Origin of the sequence: Robertmurraya phoenicis (assembly GCF_047302285.1) — a bacterium.
Taxonomy (GTDB): Bacteria; Bacillota; Bacilli; order Bacillales; family Cytobacillaceae; genus Robertmurraya.
Map to the genome: position 1 here is coordinate 480303 of NZ_CP154845.1, position 13876 is coordinate 494178.

Sequence of the window (13876 nt, forward strand, 5' to 3'; positions counted from 1 at the left end):
CTAAATAAAATTTTCCAAAGGGGTTTTAACATGGAACAATTAAGAGAAAAAATACGGGGAATCTTTGTCTTAGCTTTAACACCAATGAAAGATGATTTTAGTGTGGATCATCAGGCTTTAAAAAGAAATATAGAATACTATCTGAATTCGGGTGTACATGGCATCGTAGTAGGCGGAACCTATGCTGAATACCCGAGCTTAGAAGTTTCAGAGCGTCTAGCTATTTTTAAAACAGCGATTGAAACGGTGAACAAGCAAGTTCCTGTCGTGTGTTGTACAGCTGCGAGCGGAACAGGTGAGGCGATACAACTGAGTCTAGAGGCGCAAAAATTAGGCGCAGATCTCGTTATGGTTACAGGGCCTTATGTTTCAGAAGTATCAGATAAAGATGTGATTTATCATTTTGAACAGTTAAATGAGCATTTAGATATCCCAATTATGATCTACAATAGCACGAGTATAGGCAATACACTTAGCCCTGATGTTTTGTACGAAGTAGGCAAATTGGAAAAGGTCATCTGTGTCAAACAAGCAGATACTAACCTCCATGCTCAAGTTCGGACGATTGCATCTTCAAGTGAGAATATGTCGATTCTGTGTGGTTCCGATGGGGTCATGTTAGGATCTTTGGCATTAGGAATGCCTGGTTGTACATCCACTCTGGCAAACTTTATCCCAGAAGAATATGTTGCTTTGTACAATGAATTTATTGGTGGGAATCTTGAAGCTGCACAAAAACGTTTTTATCGCTGGGAACCTATTAGGGCTTTCTGTCGGAAGTATGGTCAACCTGCTGTTGCCAAAGCTGCTATGGAACTGCTCGGTTTACCTTCTGGACCAGTACGAGCACCATTCCGTTCTCTTAACAATGTAGAAAAAGAGGAATTAAACGTAGTTTTAGAGACTGTAGGCGTTAGGAGGAAATTGAATGTATAGCTGGAAAGGGAAAAAGGTAGTTGTTTTAGGCGGTGATGAAAGAGAATTGGAAATTATCCGCAATTTACTTCTATCTGGGTCCATCGTTCAAACATATGGCGTAGTCCCGAATGAAGACTATGATTCTCTTCAGGCGTCCAATTATTTAGAGGCTGCATCAGGAGCTGATATCATCATTGCTCCTGTACCGGGTGTTGGAGAAAATGATGCCCTTTATGCGCCAAGTTCTCAAGAATCCCTTGTCATTAATCCTGATTTTTTTAAACATGTAAATCGAGGTGCTGTTTATTTTTCAGGAACAGCAACGGACACCATTAGAAAAGCAGGAGATGCATTTGATATCCAATTTTTTGATTTGAAGGATGATGATTATCTTCAAGTCCTTCACGCGATACCTACTGCTGAAGGAGCTATTTCAGTAACCGTTCAAAATACGAAGGAAACAATCCATAATTCCAATGCCCTAGTCATTGGATATGGTAGAATTGCCAGTCTACTAGCAAATAACTTGAAGGGGATGGGAGCGAAAGTAACGGTTGCTGCTAGAAAACCAGAGTCAAGAATCCGGGCTTATGCCAATGGGTTTCAGACGCTTGATGTGAAGCAAGAAGAACTTTCTACTCATATCCACAGTTTTAATCTGATTTATAACACAGTCCCTTCATTAGTCCTTTCACCAGAAGTTTTGCAAAAGGTTAACCCAAATACTCTCGTCATGGATCTAGCATCCCCACCAGGAGGGCTAAATCATCGATTTGGAGAAGAACTCGGCTTGAATGTCATTTGGGCTCGCGGCCAAGCGGGTACCGCACCAATTCATTCAGGTTATGCCCAATTCTTAAGCATGGTAAGAATACTTGATAACGAATACGAATATGAAACATCGAATAGATAGATTGATGGCTAGGCAATGAACCATTAATCCAATAGCTGTAGTGAAAGGACGATAAGTTTTTGTCGCGTGTTCCTTATTGGGAATAAAAATGTTAGCAACCTAGGATTCAGGCGTGAATTGAGAGTGAAATTCACGTCTTCCTTTAATAGAAATAAATTAAGTGAAAGTGAAGGGATGACGAATGAATATTTTTTGTATCGGCCGAAATTATGCAAAGCATGCAAAAGAATTAGGAAATGCGGTTCCAGAGCGTCCTATCTTGTTCTTAAAACCTAGTCATGCATTAGTAGAAACAAGAAATGAGAGTATTTCTTTACCAAAAAACCAGGGCATGATACATCATGAAATTGAAGTGGTTTTAAAGATTGATAGAGAGGTAAAACTAGGAGATTCTGTCAATGATGTGGTAAGTGAGATTGCCTTGGGCCTAGATTTAACCCTCCGTGATTTACAAACTGAATTAAAAGAGAAAGGTCATCCGTGGCTAAGGGCAAAGGGGTTTAAAAATTCAGCCATTATTACGCCATTTTGGGAGTTTAATGGAGAAAAGGATTATAGAGAGAGCGAGTTTTCATTTGTGAAAAATGGAGAGCTCATTCAAATAGGTAAACCTGCAGACATGATATTTGATTTTCAGGCTATTATTGATGAATGTGTCACCTATTTTGGATTAGGGGAAGGGGATTTGATCTATACGGGAACACCAGAGGGAGTAGGACCCTTACATAGCGGTGATGTTTGTCAATTGCTTTGGGAAAATGAAGTGAAAGGACAATTTGTTGTGGAATAGTTGTGGTCTTATTTATATAGAAGAAAAACACTAATTTGGCCCATCTACGTTAGGGAAGCAAGGGACGGTTCTATCAGTATCAGGGGTCAATCGGAAGTTTTGCACGCAAAAAGGCACAACTAGCGAAGTATGCTAAAAACAAGGGGACGGTTCTAACGTTTCCTTTAATCGTGCTATATGGAAACATGAGAACCGTCCCGCCGTTTCCAAAGAAACTATTATCGAGATCGAGAAAAGGAGGAAAAGAAGAAAAAATAGCTGCCGTTCATCAAGAATGGGAAGTGAATGGAAAACGTGTAAGTCTCAAGGGGAAACGCCATTTTATTAATTGTGGGAAACAGACGTTTTGGGAAGAATTTGAGGATTTTCTGATGGAAACCTTTGAGTATAATCCCACCGTCCATAAACTGGTGATAAACGGGGATGGAGCTGGATGGATAACGTCTTGTCGAGAACATTTTCAAGGAAGAGCGTTCTTTTCGATTGACCGTTTCCATGTGGCAAGAGAGACTCGAAGTCTGTTTCGGAAGCCTCTCCGCTGCCGCCAAATTCAAAAGGCGTTAGCATCGTATGACAGTCAGAAACTGATGACCGAATTAAATAGTGCCGTTGGAACGCTAGAGAAAGTGGAGCAAGAAGAACGACTCGACCAACTGATACGACAACTAGAAAAGTATCCAGAAACTCTGGGAGATTATCGAGGCTAGCTGAAAAAACAAGGGATAGAGTCTGTAGGAATGCGTCCGATGGGAAGTGCGGAAGGAACGATGAGTATGTTTGCCAAAAGGCATACTTTTTTGTTTTTCTATTAATTTATTTTATATTGGGCTCTTAAAAAGCCATCGCGGAGCTATTACATTCTTCTAGCGTTTCCTTTAATCGTGCTATATGGAAACAAGAGAACCGTCCCCTTGTTTTTTTGAGAACCGTCCCCTTGTTTTTCCTTGTTTTTCCTCCTCATCGTGATACAATTTTAAAAAAAAGGTTCGGAGGATTGGGAATGGTGATTGGACGGAATGAACCTTGTCCGTGTGGTAGCGGCAAGAAGTATAAGCAATGCTGTTTGAAAAAAGAGAAAGTAGTAGAATTGGGACAAGTACAGCAGAAGCAGTTTTTTCAGATGAAGCATAGGTTGGTTGAACGTTTAATGGAGGAAGTACTTGGTTCTTATTCTTCCATAGAATATCAGTCGCTAATGAAAGAATTTCGGAAACGGACAGGTGTGCGTGATCTAATGGACGGGTATGGCCACCATTGGCTCCTGTTTTTTTATCGTCATTCAGCGTTTGGAGGGTTACGCGGGATAGAATGGTATAACCGTAAGCGTGGGAAGCGAGATGAGCCGGCTCTGCAGCGCTTGGCAAAGGTTTGGGAGACACTTGTTCCTCGATTGATTCAGCATGTTGATTTTAATGAACAAGGGGTTTTGGTGGAAGACTTGTTTACACATGAACGCTTTCATATGCCGTATTGTGAAACGCTATTGGAACCACAACCTTGGGCAGGGGCTTTTTGTTTGCTAGAAGAAAGAAATGGCGGTTATTACATGAATGGCGTGGCGTCTATTGTTGGACCTGAGAAATTAAAGGAAGCAGAGGCACTTCTTAAAAGCAACTTAAAGGAAACAGGAAATTCGTATGAACAAGCGGCGCTTGATCTTTATCCAGAAATGACCGGTGCCTTACTTCGAAAGGAAGACAGAGCAGATAAAGAGGAGAGTGAGTGGACCCATACAACTCTCGTATACTCGATGCATGACGTGAATGAAGTGATGACTGCGATTCATCAAACGGGACTTCTTGAAATGGAGGAATGGGATGGAAATAACGGGAGGGGAAGCCTCGTAACAAACCGCTATCGTTATGATGATAATTTGGCAAATGGTTCCGTCTATGTAGATAAAATTGAAGGATCGCTCAAAATAGAAGGAGAGCAGTTGACGTTTCAATCGATTGATCAATCTGTCGTAGCTAAATTTAAACAGTTATTAATGAATTCTACGCAAGCTGTTTTAATCAAAGAGGAGAAAATCAGTGAGATGACACCGGCAGGAATTCAATTCAGTACCCTAAGTGTGGGATTAGAAGAAGGGGTACCTGTCGTTTTTGCGGCCTTTGCCCAACAGGCTTTGTACAACCTTGAATTAGATGTACCACTTCCACAACTTAATGGGAAAACACCAGCAGAGATGGTGTCATTGGGGAAGCATGCTGAACTTGAACAATGGCTACGCGAACTAGAATATGGAAGTTATTGGAATATGCGGAGTAAAACAAAGGAAAAGTGGACGGCCGATTTTAATTCGGTAAGGAAAGCGTTGAATCTGCCGTTTTCTCCCTTTACCACTCTTCGAGAACAGCGCAAAACAGCTATTACCCTGTTGGAAAATTCGCTGAACAATGAGGATAACTGGACACAAGAAGAACTGGAGTTATGGGATGAAATGGGCATGCCTGATCATGAAATCAAGAGCGAATATGCCCGTGACTTGTTGCTGTTTTTTCAGGAAAAGGGAGCGGGAAAATCCCCCAATACTTATTATAAATATCGACTTGGGGTACAAGTATTTTCTTTTTTTCTTGAAGAGGAAGCAATTGAGCGCATAACAGGGATTCTACCGCAGCATTGGGAGAAACTCATCGGCTACTATTATCTGGAATTTAATCGTGATGCAACGGAAAATCAGGCAAAGGGATTTATGACGGTGGTCAAAAGGTTTGCGGCTTGGCTCGATAAAAGATATGGGACAGCTTATGCATCTGTCGTGAAAGGGTATTTAAAAGAATTGGAAACGCTCGTATTGCAGGCAATCACCATTCTTGAAGCTTATACGCCTTACCGTGAAAGACGATACGAGGTCAACCGAAGTCTAGGAGAATTTCGTCGGATTATCGAAAATGGAGAACTTCCTGGTCAATTAGTGAAAGGGTGTTTTCGCATAAAATCAGTGACTGCATCGTATGTAAATCTGATGAAGGTAGATGAAGATGGCCAAGTATTTAAAACGACCGTTCGCAAAGATGTCCTGCCACTGATGAACCCAGGAATGGTCATTTGCGGGGCGTTAACTAAAAAATCAAACTGGAAGCTATATAGTGTTGAACGAGTCTTTCCGAAGTAAATGGGGAAAACGTAGGGACGGTTCTTGTGTTTCTTTTTGTGGGAAACATAAGGACCGTCACTTGTTTTCGTTACTTCTTACGCTTCTTTTTGCTCCCCGTTTCTGGTGGTTTAGGTCTCTTTTTTGGATCTAAAATAAAGAAATGATTTACGTCTCCAAAGATATATTTTCTAAATTGGTCGGCAGTTGTGAGTTTAGTATTAAATGAAGATAATCCGGATGAGAGAGTCATAGAAGATTCATTGCTGAATAAAATGATCGTTCGTTTCTCTTGATGGAGCGTTCTGTTGATATGTACCGGATTAAACCAAATATTATCTACACTAGTGAGGGATCTAGTTGGGAAAATAACAATTTGCGCTACAGGATCTGCCACAATAGGACGAAAATAGGTGGTAGGGTTTAACTCTCTGGATGTTTTAAGGGCACTATTTAGATTAAAGCCTTTACGTTTTATCGTATCATCCAGTATTTCTAAAGGTCCTTTATGAACAACAAAAATCTTTCCTGTTTCTCGTACTAGTGTATTGATATTCCCTTGACGATCAAAAAAACCAACCATTGACATGAAACGTGGGGACAAAATGTAAAAATTTCTTACCATACTAACACCTCTTCCTTAAAATTTGTTTAATCATTCCTTGCAACAAATGTATCGACCACCTTTCTATTTTTGATTTACTTTATAGAGCACCTACTAAGAAAATCCAGTAGAAAAAGTAACTAAAGGGTAAAGTAATTGGTTGATAGGTGTTTATCCTTGATGGAGTTAAGAAAGAAAGGGTGTCTTTTCAAGTGAAGTGACGATGGAGAAACGAGCTTTAAAATGTATTTCTATTTCTTTCAATGAATGCTAGATTGTTAACTTTGTAATTGTTCTTTATTTCCTACTTTTGAAAAAGAATGATTGTCTTAACTCCATCATACCGAAAAGATCTAAAGAAAAATGTGACAATAAAAGTAATTTTTGTTAAAAACTGTATGAGTATAGGGAAAATGTACCTGTTATAAGCTGATTTGAGAAGATCGATATTTTAGTAAAGCAAAAAAACATCTCTTGATCAAACGTTTGATCAAATCTATAACGTCAAATAAGGGCTTGCGTCGTTATTTCAAAAGTGAATTTTTCATATTGATATTTTCAAAAAGCATTAGCAAATAGATCAAACGATTGATCAAATTTTCTGGCTTCAAAAAGTTATTAATATGCGGTGCTCTGCTATTAAAGAGATTGGCCAGTTGGTTATAATGAAAAGAGATGATTAAAAAGGAAGTGTAAAGCGATGGATTTCGAAACGGTGATGCAAGAGCTTGAAGCGCTCGGTAAGGAAAGATTGAAAAAAATGTACATAGGCAATGGGGCACAAGAGCCTCTTTTTGGTGTGGCAACAGGTGCGATGAAGCCAATGAGGAAGGTAATTAAAAAGGACCAGGCGTTGGCTGAAAAGCTTTATGCAACTGGAAACTATGATGCGATGTATTTTGCTGGAGTAATCGCTGACCCGAACGCTATGACGGAAGAGGATTTTGAGCGTTGGATCGATGGTGCTTACTTTTATATGATTTCAGATTATGTCGTTGCCGTAACGTTATCTGAATCACCCATTGCCCAGGCAGTGGCCGATAAATGGATCGAAAGCGGTGAAGAGCTGAAGATGTCAGCTGGATGGAGCTGTTACTGCTGGCTCTTGGGCAATCGTAAGGACCAAGAGTTTAGTGAATCGAAAATTGAAGCGATGCTTGAAAAAGTAGAAAAGACGATTCGCGATGCTCCTGAACGGACGAAATCTGCCATGAATTATTTTGTCTACACAGTCGGAATTTCATATGTGCCACATTCAGAAAAGGCACTTGAAACGGCCAAAGCGATCGGACCAGTAGAAATGAAGCGAGACAAGAAAAAAAATAGTATCCTCCACGCTGCTGAAAACATTCAAAAGGATCTAGATAAAGGAAGACTGGGCTTTAAACGTAAATATGTCAGATGTTAGGGACATAGGGACAGGCACCTCGTTCCATTTCATATACTAACAAAGTGGATATTAACTCTTTGATCAAATTAATAACATCACCAAAGGACTGGTGGCGTTTTTGTTTTCCTGAATAAATCCTTTCCGATAACGGACAAAATAAAAGGGGAGTGAATGTGCACCACTCACTCCCAAGGCTGATTATCAAACGGGTAAACTTTTTGCTGCTGTAGGAAGGGTAATCGTAAAGGTAGTCCCAATTCCTTCGGTGCTATCCATTTCGATTTCACCACCATACTTTTCGATAATTTGGTAACAGACCATTAAACCGATACCGGTTCCTTTTTCTTTCGTTGTGTAGAAAGGCTCACCGATTTTATCGATTAAATCTGCAGGAATCCCACATCCTTGGTCAATGACCTGAATTTGAACGGATTCCTTCATTTCCGTGATTTGAAGGATGATATTTCCTCCATCTTCCATAGCGTCAATCGCATTTTTTATTAAATTGATAAAGACTTGCTTGATTTTTGTATCCTCGCAGCAGATATATAGTTCCCTGTTATCACATTTGAGAAGCAAATCAATGTTTTTCATATTGGTTTCAGAGGTAAGCAACAGTTTTACTTCCTCGATGATTTGTACAATATTATGACTTTTTCGGTTCTCAGAATGTGGTTTTGCCAGTGAAAGTAATTCACTTGAAATCTGCTCGATTCGCGATAGCTCATCCTCAATAATGCTGTAATAGAGCTCTTTTTCCTCTCCTGAATTCTTCAGCATATGAAAGAAGCCTTTAATAGAAGTCAGTGGATTCCTCAATTCATGGGCAATACTCGCTGCTAGTTCCCCAGCGATATTCATCTTTTCAGAGCGAATCAGTAGACTCTCATTTTCTTTTTCCTTCGTGATGTCGACAAAGGTATGAAGAATTGCCGGTGCCCCTTCAAATAAAATCACAATCGATTTTACCAAGTAAAAATTCTTTTTCCCATTGACATGAATGAATTGATGCTCTTGAATTTTGCTATTTGAATGATCTAATAATTTAAACTGATACTCATCAAAAAAGCTTCTAAATGAGGTATCTTTCACAAAATGATGATTTTCAATATAGAGCTTGTCCTCGGCTATTTCGTTGTAAAAAAGGATCCTTTCTTTATTTCGAATAACGACTGGGATAGGAAGCTCATTAATAATGGTACGCAACTTTAACTCATTTTCTTGCATTAATTCATTTTTCATTTTAATCGAATCATTCTCTGAAATTAAGCGAGCATTTTTGCTTTGAAGAAGTTTCAGTTGCTCCTCAATTTTATGAATTCTTTCCATCTCTGCATTTGAAAGAGAATGATGATGTTTTTTACTATAAGATCGTGAAGGGTATTGTTCATCATCTGTCATAAAATGGGTGTGGGTTTTCAATAATTCATTTTGCACATAGGCGGGAGTGGATAGACCATTATAGCCACAAACAGAAATCACTCTATTTTGATTGATAAATTCATCGCATGAACATTCATACGTGATTAAATGCTCAAGGGGATCTTCAAGAGGGAAAGGAACCTGGCCCCAAGTGCGGATATGACAGCCTTGATCAAGATACGGTTGTACGAGTGCCATCAATTCTCTTCCAGCCCCTATATGATTAAAGTGAGGACCATCCAAATAAAACTCATAGCTATCAATGCCAATAATAGAATGAAGTTGAAGGTCACTAACACCTAATTTGGCAAGGTCTCTTTTAATTCTCTCCATCATTTCTTCGGTTTCCATTAAAAAAATGACGGCTTCCTTCTGGATACCCTCATAAATATACTGGACAGCATTCCCAACATATATATCCTCTTCAGTAAACATATACAAAATATGTCCACCATTTTCGATTAAAGTGGGATTGTTAATCAATGGTGTAATCGGATAAAGAACAGTCATGCAGCTTCTCCTTTCATGGGGATGTTTGTCCTACTTGGATATGAGTAGACCGATTTTAGATAAGATAGAAAATATCTTTTGCATTCATTTGTTACTTTTTGGGTAATAGATGGAGTATTCTGATTATTTAGTACGGAGCTAAAGAGCAACTTTTTTATTTTCAATATTATATAAAAAGTATAGACGATTATAGCTATCAAGTAAATGTTAACTAAAGAGGGAGAAGTTCCTTGAGTGGATGGCTAATCTGTTATTATTTCCTTCAACTTAATGGACAAAAGTAGGGTTCTCATTTCAATTATAAGATGCCTCTTACTAATAAGAGGCATCGATCACGTTTAGCGAATAATTATGCTTTTACTTGTTCTAATTTTTCAGGGTGTAACATAATATTGATTTGCTCTTTTACACTTGGAATATCGAAAAGATCTCTCCAGTTTTCTTTGAGTAAGTGCTTTTTGCCATACTCAATGGCCACCAAAGCTGCGTCCGAGAACGGATTGCCAGCTTCTCCGAAAGCGATTGCTAATTCGATGTTAATGTGTCCAAGCATAAAATCGCGTGCAGCTTCAGCAGGAACCCCGCGTTTGACTGCTTCATCCATTGCTTCCTTTAAGACAATAGCCATGGTTGCCCCCACGGTTTCAGCCATAGTAGGTTCAAGAATGGCCATTTGTTCGATCGTAACACGATGTGCTCGCAATACAGGAGCGTACATTTTAATAGCGATTTTTTCACCTGTCAGGTAGTCCTCTTCGTTTCCTTGCATTAAAGCACAAACAATGGCTTGTTTGGCCTTTATCCCTCCAAAATAATCGCGTCTTGCTTCTTCGGTCGTTTCATCATTAAACAAAGGAGGGTGGCAAGGGTGAGCTATAAAATAGTTAATATCCTCCCGTTTTAAAATACTATCTGCAAAAGCGGCAGCAGGGTCTAATAATATAATTAATGCACCAGATTTCATTTTAGGTATCAGGTTACTGGAAACGGTTCTAATAGCTACATCAGGTACAGCTAAAATGACGGCGTCAGCAATACTAACTGCTTCATCAGTTGGTGTTGGTGTAATCCCTCTTGCTGCTAAATTTTCAATTCCTTGTTGCCCGATTTCTACATATAACACATGATAATCTGAGTCCTTCAAATTATCAGTAATTCTACATCCCATTTTTCCCCCAGCACCAATTAGAGCGATCGTTTTCATCATACATCTTCCCTTCGTCTATTATTATTTAAAACTATCTACAGAAACTCTTACTCCATCACGGACTATGCCGAAGTAATTTGATGTTCCTACTTGGCCACCTTTTAAAGAGATTTCTAAACCATCAAATTTAGAATCTTCAGAATAGGATCTGCAAAGGGGTCCTCCAGGAGCTATCGGCATGATCATTTCTAAACCATATATTCCTAGTTCCTTAGTTGCGTAACCGGAGGTATCGCCACCAGCGATAACCAGCCTTTTTAAATTTGACTTACTTACAATTTCCTTTGTTAACCTACCGAGCTTTTCTCCGATAAGTCTTCCGGTATGAGCTGGGTTTTCACCTAATGCTAGTAAGATATTTTTAGTTGCTGCAATGCTAGTATCTTCGGGTCCTAATGAAGTATATATAACGACATTTTCTCCTTGCCTAATAAGGTGGATAGCTTCTTCCAAGCTTTGGTTATAAATTTCTGTTTCTTTGTTAGGTTGTAATAGTTCCTCTGTGGAAATTTTTATCCCCTTAAAACCATTTTCCAAAGACCATTCGATTTGGTCTTTAGTGACGGGTGAACAGCTTCCTGAAACAACGAGTGTTTGCTGTGGGGTTAAATTCCTCGTACTTAAAAGTGATTCTGCATTAGAAATGATTTGTTGGCGTTTCCAATGATTGGTCAATGCATATTGAATACCAGAAGAGCCAATGACAAAATGGTTTCCTTCTTTGCTGCATTCCCACAGTAAGCGTCCAATTCTCTCCATTTGCTGCTCATTCACAACATCAAAGATAATAGCGTCGTTCTCCATTGATTTCTGTTTATAATGTCTAGTTAAGATTTCCTCTGCTATTTCTAGATCGAGTAAATTGAATAAATCTATCTTTTTGCTAGTTTGCTTGCTTAAATGAATCTTTAAGTCAGCTTCTTGCATAGGAGTGGTTGGATGCTTAGACATGGTTGGATGCCTATCCAGTCTGTAAGTTTGATCTCCGACAGTAGCAAAGTGATTCCCAAAAACCGTGTACCGTTTCAAAAATGGACAACCGACAAGCAAGGGGATGGATGACTGAGTAGTATCCACCTCTAAACAAATGTCGATCACTTTTCCTATACTTCCAACCTCTGGTGAAGAATCAAAGGTTGAACAAATCTTATAGTGGATAATAGGTGCGTGAAACTGTTGAAGCTGTTCCAGTATGACCTTTAATTCTGTTTCCATTTGTGCTGGTGACATCGTTCGACCAACGCCAGCTATACCAAATGCTTGCACATGAGGGAATCGTTCTTCAATCAGATTTTTATCTGGAACATCTAAAAATAAGACTGTTTTGACTCCATTAATAGTGAGGGCTTCCATAGAATCGGTGGAGCCTGTAAAATCGTCACCGTAATATGTCATGAGGAGGTTAGGATTATTTTTCATTGAAATGACCGCCTTCCCATCCTAATTTGAGTATTTTTCAATCGCTTGTTTTAACTCAATGTGAGTTTCTGCATATTCTTCGAGACTTCTTCCTTGCATGGCGGCTTCCCATCCTTGGATCATACTTTTTAAACCGGCAACCGTTCCGTCTGGGTGGCCATGAATTCCTCCACCAGCAATATGGATGACATCAGTCGATTTTAAGCTATGATAAGTTGGAATAGCGGTACCAGCCCATTGTTTTGAGGAAAGCACAGGCATCACTTGATTTCCGTCGAACATGGGCTCTAAACAACTTTTAGCTGACCGAATAACTGAATCATTTGTTTCATAAAACTTATTTTCCAAACCATTGACGTGTAAATGATCAACACCTGCTAATCGACATAACTTTTGCCAAGCGATAAACTCTATTCCTAATAACGGTGAACGGGTCATCATTCCCCATTGGTTGCGATGTCCATGAATAGGAACTTCACTGTGCTTTCTTAAATAGGCGAGTCCGGAAAGACCAATACTATTGATGCTGACCATTACGCAATTTCCTCCAGCATTAACTACTTGATCGTGGTTTTTAATGAGATTATCGATATCATCCGTAATATTCACTGCGTACATAGCTTTCTTACCGGTGTGATCAGCTGCTCTTTCGATTTCCTCCATCACAATACGAATTCGTTCTTTTAGCGGAAAGTAAGGAGGATTGCCATTTATCTCATCATCTTTAATAAAATCAATACCTGCCTTAGCCAGGTCTCTTACGACTATTCTTAGTTGTTCAGGTGATAGTCCGATATTTGGTTTAATAATGGTTCCGATAAGAGGACGCTCAAACACGTTTGCAAGCTCTCGAGTACCTTTTATCCCAAATTTTGGGCCGGAATAGACTGTAGTAAATTCAGAAGGAAGTTCAAGGTCTAATAGCTTAAGACCAGAAAATTCCTCAAGTTCATAAAGATTTCCGGCGACAGTTGCTAATAAGTTAGGAATAGACGGTCCTACATTATGATAGGGAAAAGATAATACGACCTCCCCGCGATAAAATTTTCCTATCTCATCACGGCTCACTTTTTTTGAACCAGGTAAAGATGGAGAAGACACAGTCTCCAACGGCTTAATGCTAATGATTTTTGCTCGGTGTTTCTCTTTGAGTTCATCTGTTTCACCTGGGAGCTTAATGAAAGTCCCTGAAGACTGTTCCCCTGCCATTACTTCAGCAGCTACTTCTAAAGGATAAGGAGTTTCAATAAGATAGGTTGCAATGATTTGAGAATCCCCCATAAATTTCCCAACTCCTTTTTCTGAAAAATGTATACGATTACAAAATAACATATTAATTAATTGAATACAATATGTATACAACAAGTATTTGGGGATTATAGAAATAAACAGTGAATAATTCTCGTGTTTTCGTGTATTATGTCCTTTTAGATTAATCTAATATATTAATTTAATATAGATATAAAATTAATGTTGTTCTAAAAAAATGAAAAATTAAATACATTAGGTATACAAAATGTATTGACATAATTCTGAACTGTTTGATAATATTTTGACAAACAATTAAATATTCAGTAAAGTCAAAAATTAAAATGAAAGCGTT

11 protein-coding genes are annotated in these 13876 nt (G+C 38.9%); 6 read left to right on the forward strand and 5 right to left on the reverse strand.

Features of this window, described 5'->3' with window-relative positions; translation table 11 throughout:
- Nucleotides 1–30 precede the first annotated feature (30 nt).
- The 5 genes from AA0X71_RS02270 to AA0X71_RS02290 all read left to right on the forward strand — a co-directional run bounded on the left by AA0X71_RS02270 (nucleotide 31) and on the right by AA0X71_RS02290 (nucleotide 5742).
- Complete coding sequence (locus AA0X71_RS02270) at nucleotides 31–936, forward strand: dihydrodipicolinate synthase family protein (RefSeq protein ID WP_413358720.1); 906 nt, start codon at nucleotides 31–33, stop codon at nucleotides 934–936.
- Nucleotides 929–1831, forward strand: a complete 903-nt coding sequence (locus AA0X71_RS02275) for a dipicolinate synthase subunit DpsA (protein ID WP_413358722.1) — start codon at nucleotides 929–931, stop codon at nucleotides 1829–1831. The genes AA0X71_RS02270 and AA0X71_RS02275 overlap by 8 nt, the downstream gene beginning before the upstream one ends.
- Nucleotides 1832–2012: 181 nt before the next feature.
- Nucleotides 2013–2621 carry a fumarylacetoacetate hydrolase family protein gene (locus tag AA0X71_RS02280; RefSeq protein WP_413358724.1) on the forward strand — a complete coding sequence of 203 codons (609 nt, stop codon included), beginning with the start codon at nucleotides 2013–2015 and terminating at the stop codon, nucleotides 2619–2621.
- 185 nt (nucleotides 2622–2806) lie between these two features.
- Nucleotides 2807–3328, forward strand: a complete 522-nt coding sequence (locus AA0X71_RS02285) for a UPF0236 family transposase-like protein (RefSeq protein ID WP_413358727.1) — start codon at nucleotides 2807–2809, stop codon at nucleotides 3326–3328.
- A 293-nt stretch (nucleotides 3329–3621) separates the two neighbouring features.
- Entirely contained in the window at nucleotides 3622–5742 is a 2121-nt protein-coding gene (locus tag AA0X71_RS02290; protein ID WP_413358730.1) for a YecA family protein, read from the forward strand.
- Between the two features lie 70 nt (nucleotides 5743–5812).
- Here AA0X71_RS02290 and AA0X71_RS02295 read toward each other — a convergent pair whose 3' ends face one another.
- Entirely contained in the window at nucleotides 5813–6346 is a 534-nt protein-coding gene (locus AA0X71_RS02295; protein ID WP_413358732.1) for a competence protein ComK, read from the reverse strand.
- Between the two features lie 679 nt (nucleotides 6347–7025).
- On the opposite strand from AA0X71_RS02295, the gene AA0X71_RS02300 reads away from it, so the two are divergent.
- Complete coding sequence (locus AA0X71_RS02300) at nucleotides 7026–7733, forward strand: DNA alkylation repair protein (protein WP_413358735.1); 708 nt, start codon at nucleotides 7026–7028, stop codon at nucleotides 7731–7733.
- A 183-nt stretch (nucleotides 7734–7916) separates the two neighbouring features.
- Here AA0X71_RS02300 and AA0X71_RS02305 read toward each other — a convergent pair whose 3' ends face one another.
- The 4 genes from AA0X71_RS02305 to AA0X71_RS02320 all read right to left on the reverse strand — a co-directional run bounded on the left by AA0X71_RS02305 (nucleotide 7917) and on the right by AA0X71_RS02320 (nucleotide 13554).
- Entirely contained in the window at nucleotides 7917–9647 is a 1731-nt protein-coding gene (locus tag AA0X71_RS02305; RefSeq protein ID WP_413358737.1) for an ATP-binding protein, read from the reverse strand.
- 349 nt (nucleotides 9648–9996) lie between these two features.
- Nucleotides 9997–10851, reverse strand: a complete 855-nt coding sequence (locus tag AA0X71_RS02310; RefSeq protein WP_413358740.1) for a phosphogluconate dehydrogenase C-terminal domain-containing protein — start codon at nucleotides 10849–10851, stop codon at nucleotides 9997–9999.
- A gap of 24 nt (nucleotides 10852–10875) precedes the next feature.
- Nucleotides 10876–12273 carry a four-carbon acid sugar kinase family protein gene (locus tag AA0X71_RS02315; protein WP_413358742.1) on the reverse strand — a complete coding sequence of 466 codons (1398 nt, stop codon included), beginning with the start codon at nucleotides 12271–12273 and terminating at the stop codon, nucleotides 10876–10878.
- 21 nt (nucleotides 12274–12294) lie between these two features.
- Nucleotides 12295–13554, reverse strand: a complete 1260-nt coding sequence (locus AA0X71_RS02320) for a ribulose-bisphosphate carboxylase large subunit family protein (protein WP_413358745.1) — start codon at nucleotides 13552–13554, stop codon at nucleotides 12295–12297.
- Nucleotides 13555–13876: the final 322 nt, after the last annotated feature.

Excerpts from the sequence above, each read along its gene's own strand:
- AA0X71_RS02270 (WP_413358720.1), top strand. The coding sequence starts at position 31 with ATGGAACAATTAAGAGAAAAAATACGGGGAATCTTTGTCTTAGCTTTA.
- AA0X71_RS02275 (WP_413358722.1), top strand. The coding sequence starts at position 929 with ATGTATAGCTGGAAAGGGAAAAAGGTAGTTGTTTTAGGCGGTGATGAA.
- AA0X71_RS02280 (WP_413358724.1), top strand. The coding sequence starts at position 2,013 with ATGAATATTTTTTGTATCGGCCGAAATTATGCAAAGCATGCAAAAGAA.
- AA0X71_RS02285 (WP_413358727.1), top strand. The coding sequence starts at position 2,807 with ATGAGAACCGTCCCGCCGTTTCCAAAGAAACTATTATCGAGATCGAGA.
- AA0X71_RS02290 (WP_413358730.1), top strand. The coding sequence starts at position 3,622 with ATGGTGATTGGACGGAATGAACCTTGTCCGTGTGGTAGCGGCAAGAAG.
- AA0X71_RS02295 (WP_413358732.1), bottom strand. The coding sequence starts at position 6,346 with ATGGTAAGAAATTTTTACATTTTGTCCCCACGTTTCATGTCAATGGTT.
- AA0X71_RS02300 (WP_413358735.1), top strand. The coding sequence starts at position 7,026 with ATGGATTTCGAAACGGTGATGCAAGAGCTTGAAGCGCTCGGTAAGGAA.
- AA0X71_RS02305 (WP_413358737.1), bottom strand. The coding sequence starts at position 9,647 with ATGACTGTTCTTTATCCGATTACACCATTGATTAACAATCCCACTTTA.
- AA0X71_RS02310 (WP_413358740.1), bottom strand. The coding sequence starts at position 10,851 with ATGAAAACGATCGCTCTAATTGGTGCTGGGGGAAAAATGGGATGTAGA.
- AA0X71_RS02315 (WP_413358742.1), bottom strand. The coding sequence starts at position 12,273 with ATGAAAAATAATCCTAACCTCCTCATGACATATTACGGTGACGATTTT.
- AA0X71_RS02320 (WP_413358745.1), bottom strand. The coding sequence starts at position 13,554 with ATGGGGGATTCTCAAATCATTGCAACCTATCTTATTGAAACTCCTTAT.